The sequence below is a fragment of the Streptomyces sp. NPDC008092 genome (assembly GCF_042957285.1).
Lineage (GTDB): Bacteria > Actinomycetota > Actinomycetes > Streptomycetales > Streptomycetaceae > Streptomyces.
Genome location: NZ_JBIBHY010000003.1, coordinates 611560 through 634712, shown reverse-complemented (window position 1 = coordinate 634712; position 23153 = coordinate 611560). Strand labels below are relative to the sequence as shown.

Sequence of the window (23153 nt, the reverse complement as noted above, 5' to 3'; positions counted from 1 at the left end):
CGAGGTCAACACACGGACCCGTAGGGGTGGACGGTGAGTATCAGGACGGCGATGCGGTACGTGATGCACCGGATCACGGAACACCCTGACACCGATGTGACGTTCGAGGCCGAGTGTCTGCACTGCTGCTGGAAGGCCCCGCCCGCCGATGACCCGGCGCCCGTCGACATGGCGTGCATGAGCCATACGGGCCGGTCGGGTCATGCCGGTTTCCGGCGTATCCGGACCTCGTTCGCCATGGTCGTACGCACCCAGTAGCGGCCCACCCGGCGCTGAGAATCCCTGAACTCCCGCCCGGCACTGGGCGGCGGCGGTCAGTCATGGCCGTGATCAGTTGAGCAGGAGGAAGGTGCAGTGATGCTGGACGGAAGTGATCTGTACGCGCTCGACATCAGCAGGGCCACGTTCGTGAAGGCGTGCGGCGGCCCGTGCACCGAGGGGTGCGTGACCCTGGCTCGGATCGGCGACGAAGCCTGGGCCCTCGGTGACAGCAAACGGCCGGACGCGCAGCCGCTCCGCTTCACCACGGAGGAACTGGACGCGGCCGGGATCGACCCGGCGCGCTTCGGCCTCAACGTCTGATCCCCCGCCCTCTTTCGTCGGCCGGGCCGGTCCATGCCCGGCCGACACCTCTCGGAACGGGAACGACCCGTGCACCACCACGGCTATCTGTGGACCGGCCCGAAAGCACGCTTCGACCAGTTAGCGCTACGACGACCCCCACACCCCGAGCCGCCCCCGGGCGGAAGCCGACCGGAACTGATCCAGCGCTACCGCGAGGTAGCCGCAGAGTTCCCCTCGTCCGATCTGCCGCCAGTGGAAACCGCGTACTGGCTGATCAAGCCGCACTCCTTGGTCCGTGGCACGTGGGAGGAAGCGAAGGATGCCGCGTCATGGCTCGGCGAGCGGCTCGCCGAGTACGCGCCCCGCTTCGCATCCGAGCAGGACCGGGACACCACCCGCCTGGCCCCACAGGTCAACGCCGCTGCCGAACAACTGCACTCGGGCGCCGACGTGTCGTACGGCTTCTACCTCGAACGCCCCTCCTACCTGCATCTCGCCGTGGTGACATGCACCCCGAACCGTTCGATGCCCACGCTGCCTTGTCCTCGCCCGGGCCGATGCGGGTGACGTCGCCATGGCCCGGCTCCGTGACGCGGGAGCGGTGAGGCAGGTACAGGCGGCCCACCGGTGGGTTTCCGATCACCGGGAGGCATTGGAGTGCTCGGTGCGCTGAGGACTCACTGGATGGCCAGCCCCGCCAGCCAGGGATGTCCGGGATGCATGCGCGTCAGCCAGCCGCTGAGCGCTTCGCGCCGTGCCTGCCCCAGCAGCGGCAGAACCCCGCCGAAGTCGGCGTGGTCCTTGGGCCGTGGCTCCTTCGCCGTGAACAGCAGCACCAACTCCGGGACCAGGTAGGGAATTCCGTCCGCCGTGCGTTCGACGACCGCGTCGTACGGCAGCCGCAGGCCCTCGTCCCGCCGGCAGATCCAGGTCCCGCCCTCGTGCGGCTCGCGGAAGACGTCGAAGAGGAACCGTCCGCTCACCGGATCCCGTACCCATGTCTGGTGCGTCGCCGCGAGCACCTCGTCCCCCGCCGCCGCCCAGATGCGTCCCGAGCCCACCGCGTCAAACACGTACTCGGGGAAGCGGTCCCGCACCTCCGCGAACCCGGCCGCAGGAACGGCGATCTCCAGGTCACCGTGCGGCCGCGACTGCCCGCCACGGAAGAGGTCCAGAGCCCACCCGCCCGCAACACACCAGGGCACGCCGACCCCGCCCAAGCGGACCGCGACCTGTTCCGGCCGCCACGGGTCCGCCCAGCGGGCGGTCAGTTCGTCGGCGTCGAGAACGGCACCGCCGGGCGGCAGGGACTCGGACATCGGCACAACGTACCGCCGCCCGTCACGGGATCCTTCATGCCGGATCGGCGGAGGCGCGATCACCCGTACGCGCGATGGCACCGTGGCGAGTTTCGAAGTAGTTTCAAATTCATGAGTGCCGAGAGCGCAGCCGTGAACTTCTCCGAGCTGGTGAACAAGAACAAGCAGACGCTTGCCCGGCTGAAGGAGTCGCCGAGACTGCTCCTGCACCGCAGAGACGGCGAGGACCTGGTTCTCACCACGGCGGCACGGGCCGAGCAGGACCAGACCGTGGTGTCGGCCGCCACCCGGATGCTGGCCGCGATGGCGCGCCGGGAACCCGGCAGCATGGAACTGCTCCTCGACATACTGCCGGACGCCTTCCCCTGGGTCCGCTTCCTGCCCGAGCCCGATGTCCACGCCTTCGCCGTCGAACTGGTCGACACCATGCGCGCCGCCGACTCGGTCGGCAACAGTGCCTCTGTCGCCCAGTTGCTCACCGCCTGGCAGCACACCGCCGAGGTCTACTCCGACCCCGAGCTGCTGGCCGCACTGACCAGGGATCACGGTGAGGACTACGGCCCGGTACCGGACCCCCGGGACAGCGCATGACCGCGGGCCGCGGCGACCGCGCCGCACCACCGGCGCCGGACGGCCAATGGGAAGTCCGCTTCGCCGACGCCGCCTCGGCCAAGGGCTGGGCGGGTCTCACCCAGCAAGCCCGCGAGAACACCTACCGCGCCTGGGTCACCTTGCGCACCGCCCCCAGACCGGCCATCGAGACATCTCGGCACCACCGCCTCAAGGGCGGTCTGGCGCACGGCACCCATCGCGGGCAGACCTGTGAGCAGTGGCAGATCGAGGTGACCGGTGGCGGCCGCATCTGGTACCTCCTCGACATCGGCCGGGAGACCTGCTGGATCACCTTCGCAGGCACAGGGCACCCGCGCGCCACCGACCGGCGCTGACATCCGGCCGGACGGCGGCGCGACAAGGCGTCTCTCCTGGCCTGCCAGTCGTGTCGCCACCGGCTCGCCCCCGGCGGGGAATCGGCCCTCCGAGTCACCTGCTGCCGTGCGGCCCGAAACGCCCGGCCGGATTCGCGCTCCCCATTCTCGTGAATCGCGGACGCGGACCCGAACGCGGACCGATGCCGTGAGCCGGGCCCGCGGACGGACGCCTCCGGCAAGGTCTAGCGCTGATCGAGCTGGCGTCGGGTCTCGTCGTCGGCCGGCAGGAACGTCTCCAGGTGCAGCCCTTCCAAGGCGGCGTCGGTGGCGGTGCTGAGGGTGGCGGAGGTGCTGAAGAACCGGAGCGGTCTGCCGTCGACGTCGATTTCGAGGGTGATCACCGGCCCCGTGCGGGGGGTGGAGGCATCGGGTCTGCCGAGGTATCCGGCGATCTCCGCGGCAAGCTCGTGGTGGCGCTGGTCATGGGTGCGCTCGGCACGGTGGCTCACCTGCCGCAGCAGATGGCCGCCCCACTCCGGGAGATTGCCGATCCGGCGGGCCAGCCCGTCCGGATGGAGGCAGACCCGGACCACGTTGACCGGCGGCTCCAGCAGCTCCGGCGCGCAGCCGGCCAGCAGCCGGCCAACGGCGGCGTTGGCGTCGACGATGTCCCAGTGATCGTCCAACAGCAGTGCGGGGTAAGGGAGATGGGCGTCGAGGAGTCGGCGCAGGCCGTCCATCACCACCGCGATCGACGCGTCGTCCCACGGGTGGTCCCGGTAGCGGGGCGCGTAGCCGGCGGCCAACAGGAGCCGGTTGCGATCCCGCAGCGGCACATCCAGGTTGTCGGAGAGACGCATGAGCATCTCCGGCGTCGGGTGCGCCTTGCCGGTCTCCACCCGGCTGAGGTGCCGGGTGGAGACCCGGGACCGGTTGGACAACTCCTGCTGGCTGAACCGGCGCCGTTCACGCCAGGTCCGCAACAGCGCACCGACCGGCGGGACTTCCACTGCAACGCTCATACCCGTGAGCCTAGGGGGCCACATCCGGGTGGCCATGACCTGTGAGGTCATGGATCTGCCCGCCGGGCCCGGGCCAGGATGCCGTCAGCCGACCGAGACGAACGGGAGAAGACAATCATGAAGGCTGTCGTTCAGCAGTACCTGGCCACCTGGAACGCGACCGGCGACGAGCGGGCGGCGTTGCTCACCCAGCACTGGTCGCCCGCGGCGACCTACACCGATCCGCTGGCCGAGGTCTCCGGCCACGACGGGATCACCGCCGTCGTCGACGGCGTCCAGGCGCAGTTTCCCGGGTTCGTGTTCACCCAGGTCGGTGAGGCCGACGCCCACCATCGCCAGGTGCGTTTCCGCTGGGGCCTGGGCCCGGAGGGAGCCGAGCCGCTGGTGATCGGATTCGACGTCCTGGTACTGGACGAGTCGGGCCGGATCCAGGACGTGCACGGCTTCCTGGACAAGGTCCCGGCATGACGGCGTCTCGCGCGTACGTGATCGCCTGACCGAAGGACGTCGAGACCGGCCCGGAAACAGGTCGCCGGACCACCCGCCGGCCCCGCCGCTCCGCACCGAGCGCTCGTCCTCGGTGACCGCACCGGTCGAGGGGTCCCCGCCGGCCGTCCCGCCACCATCGGCGGGACTCCGCAGCCGTTCCCCCGTCGGGACGCCCCGGCCGGGCAGGGGTCCGGAGCCGGTGGAGGCCGTGATCGGGCGGTCTGCAGAGAAGAGCCCCTGCGCGACCGCCGGCTGCTGTGGGGTCCACCAGGGACGGGCTCGGGGGGCTTGCGCGCCCCACGGACACCGTAGGCGGCCTGGTGGACCCGCCGGATCCGGCGGTCGGATCCCGGCGGTCGGATCCGGCGGTCGGATCCTGGCGGTCGGATCAGCGGCATGATCCGAACCTCGCACAGGCCCTAGGATCTCCCGGTCATGGACGTGATGACGGGGAACGAGATGGTCGCCATCCCGGCGGGACAGGTGACGCTGTCGGACCGGCGGACGCAACGCAGTTGGCCGGTCGAGCTCGCGCCCTACCGGCTCTCGGCCTGCCCGGTCACCCAGGCGCTGTACGCACAGGTCACCGGCCGGCGGCCGAGCACCGCCCAGGGGGACCGGCTGCCCGTCGAGTCCGTCTCCTGGTGGGACGCGGTGCGGTTCTGCAACGCCCTGTCCGAGCGCGACGGCTTCGCACCCGCGTACCGCTTCCCTGCCGACGGCGAAGGTGCCGAGTGGGACGCGTCCGCCGACGGGTACCGGCTGCCGACCGAAGCCGAGTGGGAGCACGCCTGCCGTGCCGGTACGACGGGGCCGCGGTACGGGGAACTCGACGACATCGCCTGGTATCGCGGCAACTCGGACGAACGCATCCACGACGTGGGCGCAAGACACCCCAACGCGTGGGGGCTCCACGACATGCTCGGCAACGTCTGGGACTGGTGCTGGGACGTCTACGACGCCGAGGTCTACGGCACCTACCGGGTGCTCCGTGGCGGCGGCTGGTTCGACGAGCACTGGAGCTGCCGGGCCTCCGCGCGGCGCCGCAGCCACCCGGCCTTCCAGGTCGACGACGTCGGATTCCGCGTCGCGCGCTCCGTCGGGTGACGACCGGTTCGCGTCCTTCCGTCCGTCCTCGGCGCCGAGGTCTCCGATCGGCAGCACCGGGACTGGCGCAGACTGCCCTCCTCCGCACTCCGCACAGCTTTCTGGACTTGCTGGTCCATTTTTCCGGGCGCACAGTGGGCCGCGTCCGACGGGGAAGCGAGTGACACGGAGGGTTGATCATGACCATGCGGCTGGCAGGCAGGACCGCGCTGGTGACCGGTGCGACCAGCAACATCGGGCGGGCGATCGCGGAGGCGTTCGCCGTCGAGGGGGCGCATGTCGTCGTCTCGGGGCGGAGTGGCGTGCGTGGGGCGGAGGTGGTCGAGGGGATCCGGGCCCGGGGCGGTCGCGCCGACTTCGTAGAGGCCGACCTGGACGGCAGCGCCGCCGCGTCGCGGGCGCTCGCCGAGGAGGCTACGCGGGTGCTGGGCGGTCGTATCGACGTGCTCGTCAACAACGCGGGCATCTACCCCGGCGACGCGACCCCCGCCACCGACGAGAAGACCTTCGACCAGGTCTACGCGGTCAACGTGAAGGCCCCGTTCTTCCTGACCGCGGCCGTCGCGCCGGCCATGGCGGCGGCCGGTGGCGGGGCGGTCGTCAACCTGGGGTCCTGGATCGCGCGGCTGGGCATCCCGGTCGGCGCGCTGTACAGCTCCACCAAGGGGGCGATGGAGACGCTGACCCGGGCCTGGGCGGCGGAGTTCGGGCCGCAGGGGGTGCGGGTGAACGCGATCTCGCCGGGTGTGGTGCTGGCGGCGGACGCCGAGGACGCGGGCATCGCCGCGGCCATGATGAAGGGGACGCCGGCGGGCCGGATGGGCACGCCGGAGGAGATCGCGAGCGCCGCGGTGTACCTGGCCGCCGACGAGTCGTCGTTCGTGCACGGGATCGTGCTCGACGTGGACGGCGGCCGTACGACCGCGGCGGTCGTCGCGGCCTAGCCGACTGCCCCGGGCCACCGCGGCGCGGCCGACCCGGCGGGCTCCAGGTCGCGTCGCAGGTCCGCGATCCCCTGGTCGAGGGCGGCCCGCAGGTGGGCGGACCGCCCCGTCGACAGGAGGATGGAGACGCCGCCCTGGATCGCGGCGAGCAGAGCGGCGGCCCGCGCGTCGACGTCCACGTCCGCGTCGGAGCCGCTGTGCGCGCGCACCGCCCGGATGCCCGTCGCCAGGCTCTCCTGCCACTGCCGCATCAGCTCGACCACGATCGCCCGCGCGCCCGGCGTCGACCGCCCGACCTGGAGGAACAGCGACCCGAGCGGACAGGTGTCGCCCTGTTCCTCGTAGCGGGCGACCACCGCGTCCCGCCACCGCCGCCAGTCCTCCCAGGAGTCGAGGCGGCCCAGATACGGCTGCTGGTCCTCCAGCACCTGCTCCGCCTCGAACCGCGCGACGGCGAGCAGCAGTTCGTCCTTGCCGTCCGGGAAGTAGTGGAAGAGCTGGCTCTTGCTGGTGCCGGTCCGCGCCATGACGTCCTCCAGGGTCACGGAGCCGACCCCCTGTTCCCGCAGCACCTGCGCGGCCCCCTCGACGATCCGGCGCCGGGTCGCCCTGCCCTTGGCCGTCAGCTCCCTGCCCCGCATCGCCCGACCTCCGCACACTGGACCGTACGGTCCACTGTAGGGGGTCAGCCGGCGAAGAGGGTGCTGGCCAGGGCCACGCTGACGACGGTGCCGCCGATGATGCTCAGCAGGGCGTTGCGGCGCCACAGGTGCAGTCCGACGGTGACCGCGAGCGCGGCCAGGGGCGCGGTGACGCGGGGCTGGGTCAGCGGCAGGTCGCGCAGGCAGTAGACGAACAGGATCACCATCACGCCGGCCGGCATCCGGGCGCCGAGGTAGCGCACGGTCCTGCTGGCCCGCAGCGAGGCCAGGACGGTGAAGGGCAGCGCGCGCAGCGCCCAGGTGACGGCGGCCGAGACGGCGACGGCCAGCAGCAGGTAACGGGTGTCAGGCACGGGAGGGCTCCTTTCGGTCCTCGTGGTCCTTGCGGTCCCTTCGGTCCTGGCCACCCTCGCCGCCCTCGCCGCCCTCGCCGCCCTTGCGGCTCCGGACCAGCAGCGCGGCGGTGAACAGGGTGAAGGCGGTCAGCAGCATCTGACCGGGGAGCACCAGCCGTGCCACCAAGGCGCTGAGCAGCGCCAGGACCGGGGTGGGCAGGTCGTCGCGGCGCTCCCGGACGGCGTCCAGGGCGAGTACGGCGAACAGGGCGGTCATCGCGAAGTCCAGCCCGGCGACGCCGTCGGGCACGACCGAGCCGAGCAGGGCGCCGACGGTCGCGCCGCCGACCCAGTACGACTGCATGAAGAACTGCAGCCACAGGATGCGGGCGCCGGACCAGGACCGGGCCCGCTCACCGGCGGTCAGCGCGTACGCCTCGTCGGTCAGCGCGAACGTGCCGTACGCCTTGCCGAGCCGCCCCCGCACCCGGTCGAGCGGGAAGGACAGCGCGTAGAACACGTGCCGGACGTTGACCAGGAAGGCGGTCAGCGCGACCGTCGCCAGCGGGGTGACCGCGACGGCCAGGCTCACCAGCAGGAACTCGAACGAGCCGGCGTAGATGACGGCGGTGAACAGGCTCGCGCACCACCAGGGCAGGCCGGCGTGGGTGATGAGCACCCCGAAGGCGAGGCCCAGCGGGAGCAGACCGAGCCCCACCGAAGCGGAGTCCTTCAGGGCGGCGAGGGCGTCCGGCCGGGGACCGGGGTCCGCCGGGGGCGGGGACGGGGTGGTGGCGGGGACGGGGCGGGGAGGATCGCCCGCGGCGACCGAAACCGTACGCATGCTGAAATTTTAGGAGGATTGTCGCCACATATGGTTTCCAATAATTCCCTTAGAATGGCCATGTGAGCAATGAAATAAAGCTCGATGCCGTCGACCGGGAAATTTTGTTCCACCTCCGCCAGGACGGGCGCCTGAGCAACGTCGAGCTGGCCAAGCGGGTCGGCCTGACCCCGCCGCCGTGCCTGCGCCGGCTGAAGCGGCTGGAGGACGCCGGGGTCATCGCCGGCTACCGCGCCGTCATCAACCCGGAGGCGCTCGGCCGGGGCCTGGAGGTCATGATCGACATCGAGGTCTCCGCGAACGACCTGAAGACCATCGAGACCCTGGAGGAGACGCTCTCCTCGTACGACGAGGTCGTCGAGTTCCGCCGGATGTACGGCCGACCCGACTACTTCCTCCGCGTCGCCGTCGCCGACGACGCCGCGTACAACACCTTCCTCACCGGCAAACTCACCGGCCTCCCCGGCATCCTGCGCGTCGAGTCCCACCTGACCATGAAGAAGATCAAGACCGAGGACTGAGGGCCGGGGCGCGCGACGGCCCTCCGGGGGCACCGCGATCCTCTCGCGAACGCCCCCGCCAGGCCGTACCCGGCAGGCCGGCCGCCCCCGCACCCACCTGCGACACGCCCGCTACGGCGCTACCACACCGCCAGCAGAATCCCCAGCAGCACCGCCCCGGCCACCGCCGGCGCGGCCACCTCGTACGCCCACCGCACCGTGACCTCGCCCTGCGCCGACTCGGCCGCGCCCCTGCTCTCCATCATCTCCCGCAGGTCGTCCATGACCTTGTCGGTCTCCGCCCGCATCGGCCCGGCCTCGTGCTCGGCCCCGCCCTGCCCCCCGAACCCGCCGAAACCACCGAACCCGCCGAGCCCGGCCCCCGACCCCGACCCGGTCCGCCCGCGCCGCGCGTCCGCCGCCGACTTCGCCTGCCGCCGCGCCGCCTTCTTGCGGCCGCGCAGGGACACCGGGACCGCCCACAGCTGGTACTTCGCACCGGACTTGACGATCACCTCGTTCGAGTAACCGGACCGCAGGGAGGCGATCTCCCCCCACGGCAGCGTGATCACCCGGAACGGGTTCCGTACGCGCAGCCGGTCCTCGCCCGCGAACACCGCGGGGCGCAGGGTGAAGGCCACGACCAGCGGCACGATGAGGATGAGCGCGGCGAGGGCCAGCCAGGGGGTGTGGCCGTGCCCCCGGAACAGCGCGTCGATGCCGAGCCAGCCGACGATGACGAGGAGCAGTACGCCGCCGATCAGCGCCTGGGGCGATCGGTAGATGCGGTCCTTGACGAGGGGCGAGGTCATAGCGCCGATTCTGCCTCAGCCGTGCGCCCGGGGGCCGCCGGGGCGTCATCGCCGTACGCGGGCGCGGATCGCACGAGGGTGCTCGCGCCGCCACTCCCCCGGCGCCAAGAAGAACCGTTCCCTCGGGGTGTACAGCCGCTACGCGCGTAGATATGCTCGGCTGGTGACCATGCCCACCACCGCACCCCACGCACTTGCTGACGTCACCGCGTCCGACAGCACGCTGCGCCGCTTCCTCCACGGGCTGCCCGGCGTCGACGCGGTCGGCCTGGAGGCGCGTGCCGCCTCGCTCGGCACCCGATCCATCAAGACCACCGCGAAGGCGTACGCCATCGACCTCGCCATCTCGATGGTCGACCTGACGACGCTGGAAGGCGCGGACACCCCGGGCAAGGTCCGGGCGCTCGGCGCCAAGGCGGTCCACCCGGACCCGACGGACCGTACGACCCCCGCCACGGCGGCCGTCTGCGTCTATCCCGACATGGTGGCCACCGCGAAGGAGGCCGTCGCCGGCTCGTCCGTCAAGGTCGCCTCCGTCGCCACCGCCTTCCCGGCCGGCCGGGCCGCGCTCGACGTGAAGCTGGCCGACGTGCGCGACGCCGTGAGCGCCGGCGCCGACGAGATCGACATGGTCATCGACCGCGGCGCGTTCCTCGCGGGGAACTACCGCAAGGTGTACGACGAGATCGTCGCCGTGAAGGACGCCTGCGGCGCCTCGGCCCGTCTCAAGGTCATCTTCGAGACCGGCGAGCTGTCGACGTACGACAACATCCGGCGGGCGTCCTGGCTGGGCATGCTCGCGGGCGCCGACTTCATCAAGACGTCGACGGGCAAGGTCGCCGTCAACGCCACCCCGGCGAACACCCTCCTCATGCTGGAGGCCGTGCGCGACTTCCGGGCGCAGACCGGCGTCCAGGTCGGGGTCAAGCCGGCCGGCGGCATCCGGACCAGCAAGGACGCGATCAAGTTCCTCGTCCTGGTGAACGAGACCGCCGGTGCGGACTGGCTGGACAACCACTGGTTCCGCTTCGGCGCCTCCTCGCTCCTGAACGACCTGCTCATGCAGCGTCAGAAGCTGGCCACCGGCCGCTACTCCGGCCCCGACTACGTGACGGTGGACTGATCACCATGGCCAAGGAAAAGATGACCACCGCATTCGAGTACGCACCGGCGCCCGAGTCCCGCTCCGTCGTCGACATCGCGCCCTCCTACGGCCTGTTCATCGACGGCGAGTTCACCGACGCCGCCGACGGCAAGGTCTTCAAGACGGTCAGCCCGAGCACCGAGGAGGTGCTGTCCGAGGTCGCCCGGGCCGGTGCCGAGGACGTCGAGCGGGCCGTGAAGGCCGCCCGCAAGGCCTTCGAGAAGTGGTCCGCGCTGCCGGGCTCCGAGCGCGCCAAGTACCTCTTCCGCATCGCCCGCATCATCCAGGAGCGCAGCCGCGAGCTGGCCGTCCTGGAGACGCTGGACAACGGCAAGCCGATCAAGGAGACGCGCGACGCCGACCTCCCCCTGGTCGCCGCGCACTTCTTCTACTACGCGGGCTGGGCCGACAAGCTCGACCACGCGGGCTACGGCGCGAACCCGCAGCCGCTGGGCGTGGCCGGCCAGGTCATCCCGTGGAACTTCCCGCTCCTGATGCTGGCCTGGAAGATCGCCCCGGCGCTCGCCACCGGCAACACGGTGGTCCTCAAGCCCGCCGAGACGACCCCCCTCTCCGCGCTCTTCTTCGCGGACATCTGCCGCCAGGCGGGCCTCCCCAAGGGCGTCGTCAACATCCTCCCCGGCTACGGCGACGCGGGCGCCGCGCTCGTCGCCCACCCCGACGTCAACAAGGTCGCCTTCACCGGCTCCACCGCCGTCGGCAAGGAGATCGCGCGCACGGTCGCGGGCACCCGCAAGAAGCTCACGCTGGAGCTGGGCGGCAAGGGCGCCAACATCGTCTTCGACGACGCTCCCATCGACCAGGCCGTCGAGGGCATCGTCACCGGGATCTTCTTCAACCAGGGCCAGGTCTGCTGCGCGGGCAGCCGTCTCCTCGTCCAGGAGTCGATCCACGACGAGCTGCTCGGCTCCCTGAAGCGCCGTCTGTCCACGCTCCGCCTCGGCGACCCGCTGGACAAGAACACGGACATCGGCGCGATCAACTCCGCCGAGCAGCTGGCCCGCATCACCACCCTCGCCGACCAGGGCGAGGCGGAGGGCGCCGAACGCTGGTCCCCCGCCTGCGAACTCCCCTCCTCCGGCTACTGGTTCGCCCCGACGCTCTTCACGAACGTCACCCAGGCCCACACCATCGCCCGCGACGAGATCTTCGGTCCCGTCCTGTCGGTCCTGACCTTCCGGACACCCGACGAGGCGGTCGCCAAGGCCAACAACACCCAGTACGGCCTCTCGGCCGGCATCTGGACCGAGAAGGGGTCGAGGATCCTGGCGGTCGCGGGCAAGCTGCGCGCCGGCGTCGTCTGGTCCAACACGTTCAACAAGTTCGACCCGACCTCGCCGTTCGGCGGGTACAAGGAGTCGGGCTTCGGCCGCGAGGGCGGCCGCCACGGCCTGGAGGCGTACCTCGATGTCTGATCGCCTGTCTGTCTTCAAGACCTACAAGCTGTACGTCGGCGGGAAGTTCCCGCGTTCCGAGAGCGGCCGGGTGTACGAGGTGACGGACTCGAAGAACAACTGGCTGGCCAACGCGCCGCAGTCCAGCCGCAAGGACGCCCGGGACGCGGTCGTCGCCGCCCGCAAGGCGTTCGGCGGCTGGGCGGGCGCCACCGCCTACAACCGGGGCCAGGTCCTCTACCGCGTCGCGGAGATGCTGGAGGGGCGCCGGGACCAGTTCGCGCGCGAGGTCGCCGACGCGGAGGGCCTCGGCAAGTCCAAGGCGGCCGCGGTGGTGGACGCGACGATCGACCGCTGGGTCTGGTACGCGGGCTGGACCGACAAGATCGCCCAGGTGGCCGGTGGCGGCAACCCGGTCGCCGGCCCGTTCTTCAACCTCTCGACGCCGGAGCCGACGGGCGTGGTGGCGGTCCTCGCCCCCCAGGAGTCGTCGTTCCTGGGCCTGGTGTCGGTGGTCGCCCCGGTGATCGCCACCGGCAACACGGCCGTCGTGGTGGCGAGCGAGAACGCGCCGCTCCCGGCCCTCTCCCTCGCCGAGGTGCTCGCCACCTCCGACGTCCCCGGCGGGGTCGTCAACGTGCTCTCCGGCCGTACGGCGGAGATCGCCGCGCCGCTGGCCGCGCACCAGGACGTCAACGCGATCGACCTCGCGGGCGCCGACGAGGTGCTGGCCAAGGAGCTGGAGATCGCGGCGGCCGACAACCTCAAGCGCGTGCTGCGTCCACAGGCTGTGGATTACACCGAGACCCCGGGAACCGAGCGCCTCACGGCGTTCCTGGAGACGAAGACGGTGTGGCACCCGACGGGTTCGCTGGGCGCGTCCGGCTCTTCGTACTGACGTGCACCCCAGCGCCCCGAAAGGGGCGCTGGGGGAGGAACCGCGCGACCAGCCACCGCCGGCCCGCTGTTCTCCGCCACGCTCAGCCCCGCAGAACCTGCCCCACCACCGGCAGCGCCCCGACCGACGGGGCCTGCGCCACCGGCCCCGTCACCGTCTTCGACGTCAGCGGCTTGAAGTCGGCCAGCTGCGTGCCCACCCCGTTGTCCAGCGGGTCGACGCCCGTGCCGGCGAGGGGGTTCGGCTTCAGGGCCGCCACCGACCCCGTGACGTACGGCAGCATGGCGCCCAGCGCCCGCACGCCCGCCTGCGGGTCGACGTGACCGAGCGAGGTGGGGCGGGTACGCACCACGTCGACCGCGGGATGCGTGTCCGCGGCGGCCGTCGCGGCGCCCGCGCCGAGCGCCACGCCTGCCGTGGCAAGGGCGGTCAGGGCGCGCCGGGCGGTCGGGGTCGGGGAGGACGCGTGTCGGGACATCGCTGCTGCCACCTTCTGGTACTCAGGGTAATCGTGTCGGAACACAGGGTAGTTGAGGTGTGACTCACGCTCCAAAGGCGACCCGCGGGGTCGGCAGGAGGCCCCCCATACGTCAAACTGGTGTTCCGTGAGCATTCATCCCCCGTCCCCCGCCCGCGTCGTGCTGCTGTGCGGCCCCTCCGGCTCGGGCAAGTCACTGGTCGCCGCCCGTTCCGGGCTTCCCGTCCTGCGCCTCGACGACTTCTACAAGGAGGGCGACGACCCGACCCTGCCGCTGGTGGCGGGGAGTTCGGACATCGACTGGGACCACCCGGAGTCCTGGGACGCGGAGGTCGCGGTCGAGGCGATCGGGCGGCTGTGCGCGACGGGGGCGGCGCCCGTACCGGTATATGACATAGCACTGAGCGCCCGCACCGCCGCCAAGTCCCTGGACATCGGCCGCACCCCGCTGTTCATCGCCGAGGGCGTCTTCGCCGCCGAGATCGTGGAGCGCTGCCGCGAACTGGGTCTGCTGGCCGACGCGCTCTGCCTGAGCCGGGGCCCGGTGCGGACGTTCCGGCGCCGGTTCCTGCGCGACCTCAGGGAGGGCCGCAAGTCGGTGCCGTTCCTGCTGCGGCGCGGCTGGCGGCTGATGCGGGCGGAGCGCACGATCGTGGCCCGCCAGGTGGCACTGGGCGCGTACGCGTGCGACCGGGACGAGGCGCTGAGCCGGATGGCGGCTGCCGCGGTGGGCCGGCAGAGCCGGGACCGGACCCAGGCGCCGGCGTAACAGTCGTTGCGAGGGCAGAAAAAAAGCGGGACTGGATGGACCCCCCGGCCCTCCAGTCCCGCTTCCCCCGTTGCTCCGCCGAACACCCCCGTGTCCCCCGTGGCGGAGCTTCCCCCGTCCCCCCGGATCCCCCCGGATCCGCTTTCCCCCGTGGGTCCCCCCGGACCCTCCCCCGCTTTCCCCCGTCAGGATCCCCCCGGATCCCCATACCTTCAGGCGACGAGCTCCCCGAAGGCGTCCTCCTCGTCACGGCCGAAGCTGAGGACCTCGTCCTCGCGCAGCCGGCGGAGCGACCGCCAGATGCTGGACTTCACCGTGCCGACACTGATGTCGAGGATCTCCGCGATCTCCGGGTCCGTGCGGCCCTCGTAGTAGCGCAGGACCAGCATGGTGCGCTGGAGTTCGGGGAGCCGGGACAGCGCCTGCCACAGGACCGCGCGCAGCTCGGTGCCGCTCATCGCGTCCGTGTCGCCGGGCGTCTCCGGCAGTTCCTCGGTCGGGTACTCGTTGAGCTTGCGGCGCCGCCAGGCGCTGATGTGCAGGTTGGTCATGGTCCGGCGCAGGTAGCCGCCGACGGCCGCCTTGTCGCTGATCCGGTCCCACGCCTTGTACGTCGAGAACAGCGCGCTCTGCAGCAGGTCCTCGGCCTCGTAGCGGTCGCCGGTCAGGTGGTAGGCGGTCGCGTACAGGGAGGCGCGGCGCTCCTGGACGTAGGCGGTGAACTCCGCCTCGGTCAGCGAGCGGCGCTCCCCCGTGTCCTCCCTGTAGGCGGATCCCCCGTGTGCTTCCCCCGTGAAGCTGTCAACCACCGTCATGTAGCCGGTGTGCTGACGTCCGGTGCCGCGAGCGCACCCCCGCCCGCTCACGGCACCGGACTTCTCGGAACCCCGGTTCACGTCGTGCAGACGCGTGATCACTGCGCTGGTGCTGTGGCTGATCAGCGTGTTCATCTCGCGCCCCCCGTCGTGGACTTCCGGTAGTTCGGCCTGCCCGGGCCGCTCGCCGTGTTCCGCTCGCTGCCCGTGCCGAAAAGACTGCCGGGCCACCTTCACGGCCGTATCCGCCGACTGTCACAGACCTGTCACAGGGGTCCGGCACACAGCGTCCACAGAGGGTGCACAGGTTGTGGCGCTACAGAGGTTTGCGAGGTGCTGAGCGCCGCACAGGTCGTACGACGGGCCCTGCATGGGCCAGAATGAGCCCGTGCCTTCCCTGTTGCTGATCGAGGACGACGACGCCATCCGTACGGCCCTGGAGCTTTCTCTGACGCGCCAGGGACACCGGGTGGCCACCGCTGCGACCGGTGAGGACGGTCTGAAGCTGTTGCGTGAGCAGCGGCCCGATCTGATCGTCCTCGATGTCATGCTGCCCGGCATCGACGGTTTCGAGGTGTGCCGGCGGATCCGGCGCACGGACCAGCTGCCGATCATTCTGCTGACCGCGCGCAGCGACGACATCGACGTGGTCGTGGGCCTGGAGTCCGGTGCGGACGACTATGTCGTCAAGCCCGTCCAGGGCCGGGTGCTCGACGCCCGGATCCGGGCCGTGCTGCGCCGCGGGGAGCGGGAGTCCACCGACTCGGCGACCTTCGGCAACGTCGTCATCGACCGCAGCGCGATGACCGTGACGAAGAACGGCGAGGACCTCCAGCTGACGCCGACCGAACTGCGGCTCCTGCTTGAGCTGAGCCGGCGGCCGGGGCAGGCGCTGTCCCGGCAGCAGTTGCTGCGGCTGGTCTGGGAGCACGACTACCTCGGTGACTCCCGGCTGGTGGACGCGTGTGTGCAGCGGCTGCGCGCCAAGGTGGAGGACGTGCCCTCGTCGCCGACCCTGATCCGTACCGTGCGTGGTGTCGGCTACCGCCTGGACGCCCCTCAGTGACGGACGTGCAGGGGGGTTTCCGCGGCTGGGCCGCGGATCGCAGGGGAGCCATGTCCAGGCTGCGCTTCACCAGTCTGCGGCTGCGGCTCGTCGTGGTCTTCGGGCTCGTCGCGCTGACCGCCGCCGTGTCCGCGTCCGGCATCGCGTACTGGCTCAACCGCGAGGCCGTGCTCACCCGTACCCAGGACGCGGTGCTGCGCGACTTCCAGCAGGAGATGCAGAACCGCGCCGGGGCGCTGCCCGTGCACCCGACGCAGGACGAACTGCAGCGCACGGCCGGGCAGATGGCCAGCAGCAGCCAGCGGTTCAGTGTGCTGCTGGTCGGCCAGGACGGCAACGGCAAGACGGTGTACGGCAGTTCGGACGGGCTCAGCGCGTTCGCGCTCGACGACGTGCCGACCTCGCTGCGCAAGGCCGTTGACAAGCAGCAGAAGGTGACCGACTCCAACAAGTCGACGTACCACCTGTACTGGCAGCGGGTCGTCGACCACGGCACGCCGTATCTCGTCGCCGGGACCCGGCTGATCGGCGGCGGGCCGACCGGTTACATGATGAAGTCGCTGGAGCCGGAGGCGAAGGACCTCAACTCGCTGGCGTGGTCGCTGGGGATCGCCACGGGGCTCGCCCTCATCGGTTCGGCGCTGCTGGCGCAGGCCGCGGCCACGACCGTGCTCAAGCCCGTGCACCGGCTCGGGGTCGCCGCCCGGCGGCTCGGCGAGGGCAAGCTGGACACCCGGCTGCGGGTGTCCGGGACGGACGAACTCGCGGATCTCTCCCGGACGTTCAACGACGCGGCCGAGGCGCTGGAGAAGCGGGTCGACGACATGGCCGCGCGGGACGACGCGTCGCGGCGGTTCGTCGCGGACATGAGCCACGAGCTGCGTACCCCGCTCACCGCGATCACCGCCGTGACGGAGATCCTGGAGGAGGAGCTGGAGGCCGAGTCGGGCTCGATGGACCCGATGATCGAGCCCGCCGTCCGGCTGGTCGTCAGCGAGACGCGCCGCCTCAACGACCTCGTCGAGAACCTGATGGAGGTCACCCGCTTCGACGCCGGTACGGCCCGTCTCGTCCTCGACGACGTCGACATCGCCGACCAGATCACCGCCTGCATCGACGCCCGCGCCTGGCTGGACGCGGTGGACCTGGACGCCGAGCGCGGCGTCCACGCCCGTCTCGACCCGCGCCGCCTCGACGTCATCCTCGCCAACCTGATCGGCAACGCGCTCAAGCACGGCGGGTCGCCGGTGCGGGTGTCGGTGCGGATAGACGGAGACGAACTGGTCGTCGCCGTGCGGGACCACGGTCCGGGCATCCCGGAGGACGTCCTGCCGCACGTCTTCGACCGGTTCTACAAGGCCAGCGCCTCCCGGCCGCGCTCCGAGGGCAGCGGCCTGGGCCTGTCCATCGCGACGGAGAACGCCCGCATCCACGGCGGCTCGATCACCGCCGCGAACTCCCCCGAGGGCGGCGCGGTGTTCACGCTCCGGCTGCCCCGGGACGCCTCCCGGCTGACGGAGGAGAGCAAGGACACCGGGGACACCGGGGACACCGGGGATGCCGGGGGCACCGGCGGTGCCGGGGAGAAGGGCGCCTGATGCACGTACGAAGACTCCTGGCCGTCGCCGGGCTGGCGCTGGCGCTCTCCGGCTGCGGGATCCGGGCCACCGAGGTGCCGACCGACTTCGGCGGGGCGCCCTCGCGGGTGCCGTGCTCGATGACCCAGCCGGACCTGCCCGCGCAGAGCGAGCGCGGGGTGCCGGTGCAGGTGTTCCTGCTGTGCGGCTCCTCGCTGGTGACCGTCGACCGGGAGGTGCGCGTCCCCGACGGCTCGGCGGACGCCAAGCGGCGGGTGACCGTCGCCCAGGGGCTGCTCGACCAGCTCGCCGAGACGCCGTCGGCCGCCGAGAAGGAGGCGGGCTACACGACGAACGTGCGGGGCGGGATGAGCGTCTGGGGGCCGCGGGCCGGGGACCCCGACGACACGCTGCGGCTGAGCACGTCGCCGCCGCAGCTGACGTCGTACGCGCTCGCCCAGATCGTCTGCACGCTGTCCGACTCGGCGGCCGCGGAGGGGGACGGGTCGGTGATCCTGGGCGGGCCGGGGACGGAGCCGTTGCGGCGGTACGAGTGCACGGACGCGGTGCGCAACGCACCGGGCGCAAACCGCCCGCCGTCCACCGAGGTCGCCCCAGGCTGACGCGCAGCGCCAGCGCCCCGTCAGGAGCGTGAGGGGCAGCGCCCCGCCAGGGGCGTGAGGGGCAGCGCCCCGTCAGGGGCGCGGGGAACTGCGCGACCAGCCACGACGGCGGCGCGGTCGACCTACGGCGTGTTGCGGCGCTTCCGATGGAACGCCTAGCCGGGGTTCCGCCTGAGGCCGTACGGCGGGTGCGGGCTGTGGACGGTTGCTCGCGCAGTTCCCCGCGCCCCTTCGGGGGCGTGTGTCCGAGGCCTCACCGCTGTATCCGGAACCGATCGTGTGCGCGGGCGCGTCTACGGGGGCGTGCAGCGTCAAGGCTCCATCGGCGGCAGCGCCGCGATCCGCGTCCGTGTGGCAGGGGGTGTCCTCCTCGTCGCACATCTCGTGTTCGTCGCCTGGCTGATGCTGCGGCCGCTGGACGTGCCCTGGGTGATGCCCGCCAACCTGCACCCCCTCGCCGGTATCCGCGCCGACCTCGCGCTCGGCTCGCGCGAGGCGGCGCACCGCATCGGTGAGGGGCTCGCGCTGCTCGCGCCGCTGGGCGTGCTGCTGCCGATGACGCACGGGAAGCTCCGGGTCTCCCCGCTCGCCTCCCTGATCAGTTCGGCCGCCGCGGGCGCGCTGATCTCGACGGGCATAGCCCTGCTGCAGACCGGGGTCCCGGGCCGCGTGGTGGACGTGGACTCGATCCTGCTCAACACGGCCGGCGTGGTGATCGCGCATCTGGCGGTGGTACCGGCGGCCCGCGCCCGGCTCCGCCGGCGGGGTGAGCGGCAGCGGCCCACGGCCCTCCCCCAGGAGGAAGCCGCTCAGGGTCGTACCCCGACGATTCCCAGGGTCGGGATCGCCCCGTAGAGCGACGCTTCGACCCGGTTCGTCTCCGTAGCGTTGAGGGCAGACGAGGGGCCGCACGGGCCGCCTCGCACCGGACGCTCACGAAGGAGCCGCAGATGTCCAGCCTCGCCCGCCCCACCCACGGCCGCATGATCGGCGGAGTGTGCGCCGCGCTGGCCCGGCGCTTCGGCACCTCCGCGACCACGATGCGGGTGATCTTCCTGCTGTCCTGCCTGCTGCCGGGCCCGCAGTTCCTGCTCTACATAGCGCTGTGGATCCTCCTCCCCTCGGAGGAGAAGGCCTCCACCGCCTGGTGACCAGGCGGTACGACAACGCCGTTGGGGCGCTCCGGAGGGTTTCCGGGGCGCCCCAACGGCGTTGCCGTTCGGCCGGGGAGAGGTCAGCCGAGCGGAATCCCGTTCACCGGCAGGCCGTGCGTGGGCAGGCCCTGGACCGGCAGGCCGCCGAGGAGACCGGCGACGGGCTTGGTCGGGCCGCCGGCGAGCGCCTGCTTGACGGCCGGCTGGACGGCGTTCAGTCCGGCACCGAGGGCGCTCTGCCCCTGCGTCACGGCCTGACCGGCGCCCGGCAGCGCCTTGGCGACGTTCTCGGCCGGCAGCGTCTTGGTGACGGTGTCCAGGGCCTGGGAGTCCGGGACGGCCGGAGCCGCGTTGGCCGCGCCCGCGCCGGCAGCGGCGAAGGCGGCACCGAGGGCGGCGACACCGAGGGTCTTGGCAGCAGACTGCTTCATCGTCAATGCGTCCTTGGAATGCGGAGACGGGGATCAATAACACGCTGAGCGGTCCACGACCGTAAACATGCCGGGCCACCCGCCGCAAACACCGAAATGCGGACGGCCGGTGAAGGCCCGTCCGCATTCCGTACCCCGCCGGGAGGTCCGATCAGCCCTCAGCATCCACAGAACCGCTGGTGGAGGCGGTCTGCCGGAACAGCCATTCGGATTTCAGCTCTGCATAACCGGGCTTGACCACGTCATTGATCATGGCAAGGCGTTCATCGAAAGGAATGAACGCTGATTTCATCGCATTGACGGAGAACCACTGCATGTCGTCGAGCGTGTAACCGAACGCCTCGACGAGATGCTCGAATTCCCGGCTCATGCTGGTCCCGGACATCAGCCGGTTGTCGGTGTTCACGGTGGCCCGGAAGTGCAGTCGGCGCAGCAGCCCGATCGGGTGCCCGGTGTAGGAGTCGGCGGCGCCGGTCTGGAGGTTGGAGCTGGGGCACAGCTCCAGCGGGATCCGCTTGTCGCGGACGTACGACGCGAGCCGGCCGAGCTTGACGGTGCCGTCCTCGTGGACCTGGATGTCGTCGATGATCCGCACCCCGTGCCCGAGCCGGTCGGCGCCGCACCACTGCAGCGCCTGCCAGATGGACGGCAACCCGAAGGCCTCGCCGGCGTGGATGGTGAAGTGGTTGTTCTCGCGCTTGAGGTACTCGAAGGCGTCGAGGTGCCGGGTGGGCGGGTAGCCGGCCTCCGCCCCCGCGATGTCGAAGCCCACCACCCCCAGGTCCCGGTAGCGGTTGGCGAGTTCGGCGATCTCCAGGGAGCGGGCCGCGTGCCGCATGGCGGTGAGCAGGGCGCCGACCCGGATCCGCCGGCCGTTCTCGCGGGCGAGGGCCTCGCCCTGCCGGAAGCCCTCGTTGACGGCCTCGACGACGTCTTCGAGGGTGAGCCCCTGTTCCAGGTGCTGTTCGGGGGCGTACCGCACCTCGGCGTAGACGACGCCGTCCTCGGCGAGGTCCTCGGCGCACTCGCGGGCGACCCGGACGAGGGCGTCCCGGGTCTGCATGACGCCGACGGTGTGCGAGAACGTCTCCAGGTACCGCTCCAGCGAACCGGAGTCGGCGGCCTCGCGGAACCAGATGCCGAGCTTGTCCGGGTCGGTCTCGGGGAGGCCGGAGTACCCGGTCTCCCGGGCGAGGTCGGCGACGGTGCCCGGACGCAGGCCGCCGTCGAGGTGGTCGTGCAGCAGAACCTTCGGCGCCCGGCGGATCTGGTCCGGCGTCGGGGTGTTCGCGGTGCTCTGGCTCGTCATTTCCGCACTGTAACTCCTACGCGCGTAGATCGCTCGGTACTCGGAGATTTCCATTTCCCGTCGATACGCAATGGTGACCGCACGGACGGGTCGCGTACACCGCCTCTTCTGACACTGTTCTGTCATGGCACAGCAAGCGACGCCGGTCCGAACGGCCAGCCTGAGCAGGGCAGTCGGCCAGGAGCCGACGACGGTGAGCGGCGCGGTCCTGCTCCTCCCCGGCGGGGAGGAGGTCTCCGCGCGACGGCCGTCCCTCGTATGGGCGACGGCCTTCGTCCGCGCGCTCGGCCGCCGGCTCGCCCGGGACGGCCGGGACGAGGGACTGGCCGCGCACGTCGTCCACTACCGCTACCGCGGCTGGAACGGCAGCGAGGCGCACCTCGCCGGGGACGCCGGCTGGGCGGCCGACGAGGTGGTACGGCGGTACGGCGACGTCCCGGTGTGCCTGCTCGGCGTGGGGATGGGCGGCCGGGCCGCGCTGCGCGCGGGCGGGCACGAGGCCGTCAACTCCGTGGTCTCCGTCGCCCCCTGGCTGCCCGAGGACGACGTGGCGGCGCCCGAGGAACCGGTTCGCCAGCTGGTGGGGCGGCGGGTGCTGATCGTGCACGGCACGAACGACGAACGGACCGATCCGGAGCTGTCGTTCCGGCTGGCGGCGCGGGCGAAGAAGGCGAACCGGGAGGTGTGCCGGTTCGAGGTGCACTCGGACGGGCACGGGTTGCATCAGCACCGGGACGAAGTCCTCGCGCTCGCTTCGGACTTCGTGATGGGGGCGCTGTACGGGCATGCGGTGTCGCGGCCGGTGGAGGACGCGCTTGCTGCGCCGCCGCCGATCGGGTTGCGGATGCCACTTGCCGCGGGCTTCGGGCGGTCGCTTCGTAAGAGCTGATGTCCGGTTTCGGGGTGCGGACCGTGGGTGGTTCTGCGCAGTTCCTCCCCCAGCCTTCGGCCGGGGGTACCCCCAGCGCCCCTGAAGGGGCGCGTTGTCGCTAGGTGGGGAGCAGGTTGCCCCTTCTCGACAGCAGGAACTGCTTGAAGGCGGCCACCGGGGGTGTGTCCGGGTGGCCCTCCAGCCATGCGACGCCGATTTCTCGCACCGCTCTCGGGGCGGTGACCGTGAGTTCCACGACTCCCGGGCGGGGGAAGGCGGGTGGCGGGAGCAGTGCGACCCCCAGGCCGGCCGCGACCAGGCCCCGGAGCGTCTCCGCCTCCTCGCCCTCGAAGGCGACCCTCGGCTTGAAGCCCGCCTCCTTGCACACGTCGTCCGTGATGCGGCGCAGGCCGTAGCCCGGTTCCAGGGTCACGAAGGTCTCGTCGGCCGCCTCCGCGAGGCGGATGCGCTTGCGGGTGGCCAGCGGGTGATCGGCGGGCACCACCAGCCGGAGTCTCTGTTCGTCGAGGCGGCGGGCGGCCAGGTCCGGGGCGTCCGGCACCGGGGAGGTCAGGCAGAGGTCCAGCTCGCCCGCGCGCAGCTTCTCGATCATCGCCTCGCCGTAGTTCTGGACGAGGCTGAAGCGGATGCGCGGATGGTCGGCGCGGAAGGCCTGGAGGAGGCCGGGTACGGTCTCCGCGCCCATGGTGTGCAGGAACCCGAAGGCGACCTTCCCCGTGGTGGGGTCGGCGTCGGCGCGGACCTCGTCGGCGGCGCGCCGCACCTCGGCGAGGGCGCGGTCGACCGAGGTGAGGAAGGTACGGCCGGCGGGGGTGAGGGAGACGGTGCGGCCGTGCCGGGTGAAGAGGTCGACGCCCAGGTCCTGTTCCAGGCGGGCCATCGCGCGGGAGAGGGTGGACTGGGGGACGTTCAGCTCCTGGGCGGCCCTGGTGACATGCTCGGTGCGGGCCACGCCGGCGAAGTACGCGAGGCGTGGGGCCAGCAACATCGTCATGTCTTCTGTGTCACTGTCCGGTGACAGGCGCCCTGCTGACCTCTGCTGATGCTCCATGGGA

The 23153-nt window shown here is 71.5% G+C and carries 29 protein-coding genes; 18 read left to right on the top strand and 11 right to left on the bottom strand.

What is annotated here, in order from left to right; all coding sequences use genetic code 11:
* Window positions 1-357: 357 nt before the first annotated feature.
* Window positions 358-582, top strand: a complete 225-nt coding sequence (locus ACFZB3_RS12185) for a DUF397 domain-containing protein (protein WP_391373544.1) — start codon at window positions 358-360, stop codon at window positions 580-582.
* 69 nt (window positions 583-651) lie between these two features.
* On the top strand, window positions 652-1131 hold the full coding sequence (locus ACFZB3_RS12180) for a hypothetical protein (RefSeq protein WP_391373541.1): 480 nt from the start codon (window positions 652-654) through the stop codon (window positions 1129-1131).
* A 110-nt stretch (window positions 1132-1241) separates the two neighbouring features.
* On the opposite strand, the gene ACFZB3_RS12175 is transcribed toward ACFZB3_RS12180, so the two are convergent.
* On the bottom strand, window positions 1242-1883 hold the full coding sequence (locus tag ACFZB3_RS12175; protein WP_391373538.1) for a nucleotidyltransferase domain-containing protein: 642 nt from the start codon (window positions 1881-1883) through the stop codon (window positions 1242-1244).
* A gap of 111 nt (window positions 1884-1994) precedes the next feature.
* Between ACFZB3_RS12175 and ACFZB3_RS12170 the strand changes: the two genes are divergently transcribed.
* Complete coding sequence (locus tag ACFZB3_RS12170; RefSeq protein ID WP_391373535.1) at window positions 1995-2474, top strand: hypothetical protein; 480 nt, start codon at window positions 1995-1997, stop codon at window positions 2472-2474.
* On the top strand, window positions 2471-2830 hold the full coding sequence (locus tag ACFZB3_RS12165) for a hypothetical protein (protein WP_391373533.1): 360 nt from the start codon (window positions 2471-2473) through the stop codon (window positions 2828-2830). Before ACFZB3_RS12170 ends, ACFZB3_RS12165 begins: the two co-directional genes overlap by 4 nt.
* Window positions 2831-3054: 224 nt before the next feature.
* On the opposite strand, the gene ACFZB3_RS12160 is transcribed toward ACFZB3_RS12165, so the two are convergent.
* Entirely contained in the window at window positions 3055-3834 is a 780-nt protein-coding gene (locus tag ACFZB3_RS12160; RefSeq protein ID WP_391373531.1) for a helix-turn-helix domain-containing protein, read from the bottom strand.
* 117 nt (window positions 3835-3951) lie between these two features.
* Between ACFZB3_RS12160 and ACFZB3_RS12155 the strand changes: the two genes are divergently transcribed.
* The 3 genes from ACFZB3_RS12155 to ACFZB3_RS12145 all read left to right on the top strand — a co-directional run bounded on the left by ACFZB3_RS12155 (window position 3952) and on the right by ACFZB3_RS12145 (window position 6374).
* Complete coding sequence (locus tag ACFZB3_RS12155) at window positions 3952-4302, top strand: nuclear transport factor 2 family protein (RefSeq protein WP_391373528.1); 351 nt, start codon at window positions 3952-3954, stop codon at window positions 4300-4302.
* 456 nt (window positions 4303-4758) lie between these two features.
* Complete coding sequence (locus tag ACFZB3_RS12150; protein ID WP_391373525.1) at window positions 4759-5430, top strand: SUMF1/EgtB/PvdO family nonheme iron enzyme; 672 nt, start codon at window positions 4759-4761, stop codon at window positions 5428-5430.
* 179 nt (window positions 5431-5609) lie between these two features.
* The gene (locus ACFZB3_RS12145; protein WP_391373522.1) at window positions 5610-6374 is read left to right on the top strand and encodes an SDR family oxidoreductase; all 765 of its coding nucleotides are present in this window, start codon (window positions 5610-5612) and stop codon (window positions 6372-6374) included.
* Here ACFZB3_RS12145 and ACFZB3_RS12140 read toward each other — a convergent pair.
* The 3 genes from ACFZB3_RS12140 to ACFZB3_RS12130 are packed head-to-tail and all read right to left on the bottom strand — an operon-like array spanning window position 6371 to window position 8089.
* On the bottom strand, window positions 6371-7015 hold the full coding sequence (locus tag ACFZB3_RS12140; RefSeq protein WP_391373519.1) for a TetR family transcriptional regulator: 645 nt from the start codon (window positions 7013-7015) through the stop codon (window positions 6371-6373). The genes ACFZB3_RS12145 and ACFZB3_RS12140 overlap by 4 nt on opposite strands.
* Window positions 7016-7059: 44 nt before the next feature.
* Window positions 7060-7389, bottom strand: a complete 330-nt coding sequence (locus ACFZB3_RS12135) for an AzlD domain-containing protein (protein WP_391373516.1) — start codon at window positions 7387-7389, stop codon at window positions 7060-7062.
* Window positions 7382-8089 carry an AzlC family ABC transporter permease gene (locus tag ACFZB3_RS12130; RefSeq protein WP_391374058.1) on the bottom strand — a complete coding sequence of 236 codons (708 nt, stop codon included), beginning with the start codon at window positions 8087-8089 and terminating at the stop codon, window positions 7382-7384. Before ACFZB3_RS12130 ends, ACFZB3_RS12135 begins: the two co-directional genes overlap by 8 nt.
* Window positions 8090-8277: 188 nt before the next feature.
* Between ACFZB3_RS12130 and ACFZB3_RS12125 the strand changes: the two genes are divergently transcribed.
* Window positions 8278-8736, top strand: a complete 459-nt coding sequence (locus ACFZB3_RS12125) for a winged helix-turn-helix transcriptional regulator (protein WP_391373514.1) — start codon at window positions 8278-8280, stop codon at window positions 8734-8736.
* 119 nt (window positions 8737-8855) lie between these two features.
* Here ACFZB3_RS12125 and ACFZB3_RS12120 read toward each other — a convergent pair whose 3' ends face one another.
* On the bottom strand, window positions 8856-9527 hold the full coding sequence (locus ACFZB3_RS12120) for a PH domain-containing protein (RefSeq protein WP_391373511.1): 672 nt from the start codon (window positions 9525-9527) through the stop codon (window positions 8856-8858).
* Between the two features lie 169 nt (window positions 9528-9696).
* Here ACFZB3_RS12120 and deoC point away from each other — a divergent pair, with 169 nt between their 5' ends.
* From deoC to ACFZB3_RS12105, 3 genes are read left to right on the top strand one after another with little or no spacing between them, the layout of a single operon-like run.
* Window positions 9697-10650 carry a deoxyribose-phosphate aldolase gene (gene deoC, locus ACFZB3_RS12115; protein ID WP_391374055.1) on the top strand — a complete coding sequence of 318 codons (954 nt, stop codon included), beginning with the start codon at window positions 9697-9699 and terminating at the stop codon, window positions 10648-10650.
* A 20-nt stretch (window positions 10651-10670) separates the two neighbouring features.
* Window positions 10671-12107: an aldehyde dehydrogenase family protein gene (locus ACFZB3_RS12110; RefSeq protein WP_391373509.1), complete on the top strand. Its 1437-nt coding sequence runs from the start codon at window positions 10671-10673 to the stop codon at window positions 12105-12107.
* Entirely contained in the window at window positions 12100-12984 is an 885-nt protein-coding gene (locus ACFZB3_RS12105) for an aldehyde dehydrogenase family protein (RefSeq protein ID WP_391373507.1), read from the top strand. The genes ACFZB3_RS12110 and ACFZB3_RS12105 overlap by 8 nt, the downstream gene beginning before the upstream one ends.
* 82 nt (window positions 12985-13066) lie before the next feature.
* On the opposite strand, the gene ACFZB3_RS12100 is transcribed toward ACFZB3_RS12105, so the two are convergent.
* Window positions 13067-13462 carry a hypothetical protein gene (locus ACFZB3_RS12100; RefSeq protein ID WP_391373504.1) on the bottom strand — a complete coding sequence of 132 codons (396 nt, stop codon included), beginning with the start codon at window positions 13460-13462 and terminating at the stop codon, window positions 13067-13069.
* A gap of 127 nt (window positions 13463-13589) precedes the next feature.
* Between ACFZB3_RS12100 and ACFZB3_RS12095 the strand changes: the two genes are divergently transcribed.
* Entirely contained in the window at window positions 13590-14231 is a 642-nt protein-coding gene (locus ACFZB3_RS12095; RefSeq protein ID WP_391373501.1) for a uridine kinase, read from the top strand.
* A gap of 212 nt (window positions 14232-14443) precedes the next feature.
* On the opposite strand, the gene ACFZB3_RS12090 is transcribed toward ACFZB3_RS12095, so the two are convergent.
* Entirely contained in the window at window positions 14444-15181 is a 738-nt protein-coding gene (locus tag ACFZB3_RS12090; RefSeq protein WP_391373498.1) for a SigE family RNA polymerase sigma factor, read from the bottom strand.
* 253 nt (window positions 15182-15434) lie between these two features.
* Here ACFZB3_RS12090 and afsQ1 point away from each other — a divergent pair, with 253 nt between their 5' ends.
* From afsQ1 to ACFZB3_RS12065, 5 genes are all read left to right on the top strand, one after another.
* Entirely contained in the window at window positions 15435-16112 is a 678-nt protein-coding gene (gene afsQ1 / locus ACFZB3_RS12085) for a two-component system response regulator AfsQ1 (protein WP_177232965.1), read from the top strand.
* A complete protein-coding gene (locus tag ACFZB3_RS12080; RefSeq protein WP_391373495.1) occupies window positions 16109-17710 on the top strand; it encodes an ATP-binding protein in 1602 nt (533 codons plus the stop codon). The genes afsQ1 and ACFZB3_RS12080 overlap by 4 nt, the downstream gene beginning before the upstream one ends.
* Window positions 17710-18312 (top strand): hypothetical protein, encoded by a 603-nt coding sequence (locus tag ACFZB3_RS12075; RefSeq protein WP_391373492.1) that lies wholly within the window; start codon window positions 17710-17712, stop codon window positions 18310-18312. Before ACFZB3_RS12080 ends, ACFZB3_RS12075 begins: the two co-directional genes overlap by 1 nt.
* Window positions 18313-18615: 303 nt before the next feature.
* Window positions 18616-19167, top strand: coding sequence for a VanZ family protein (locus ACFZB3_RS12070; protein WP_391373489.1), 552 nt, complete (start codon window positions 18616-18618; stop codon window positions 19165-19167).
* Between the two features lie 95 nt (window positions 19168-19262).
* Window positions 19263-19463 (top strand): PspC domain-containing protein, encoded by a 201-nt coding sequence (locus ACFZB3_RS12065; RefSeq protein WP_181805292.1) that lies wholly within the window; start codon window positions 19263-19265, stop codon window positions 19461-19463.
* An 83-nt stretch (window positions 19464-19546) separates the two neighbouring features.
* Here the strand turns inward: ACFZB3_RS12065 and ACFZB3_RS12060 are convergent, their stop codons facing one another.
* Window positions 19547-19897 (bottom strand): ATP-binding protein, encoded by a 351-nt coding sequence (locus tag ACFZB3_RS12060; protein WP_391373486.1) that lies wholly within the window; start codon window positions 19895-19897, stop codon window positions 19547-19549.
* Window positions 19898-20048: 151 nt separating this feature from the next.
* Window positions 20049-21206: an adenosine deaminase gene (locus tag ACFZB3_RS12055; RefSeq protein ID WP_391373483.1), complete on the bottom strand. Its 1158-nt coding sequence runs from the start codon at window positions 21204-21206 to the stop codon at window positions 20049-20051.
* Window positions 21207-21330: 124 nt separating this feature from the next.
* On the opposite strand from ACFZB3_RS12055, the gene ACFZB3_RS12050 reads away from it, so the two are divergent.
* Complete coding sequence (locus tag ACFZB3_RS12050; RefSeq protein WP_391373480.1) at window positions 21331-22095, top strand: alpha/beta hydrolase; 765 nt, start codon at window positions 21331-21333, stop codon at window positions 22093-22095.
* A gap of 100 nt (window positions 22096-22195) precedes the next feature.
* On the opposite strand, the gene ACFZB3_RS12045 is transcribed toward ACFZB3_RS12050, so the two are convergent.
* Entirely contained in the window at window positions 22196-23149 is a 954-nt protein-coding gene (locus tag ACFZB3_RS12045) for a LysR substrate-binding domain-containing protein (protein ID WP_391373478.1), read from the bottom strand.
* Between the last annotated feature and the right edge of the window lie 4 nt (window positions 23150-23153).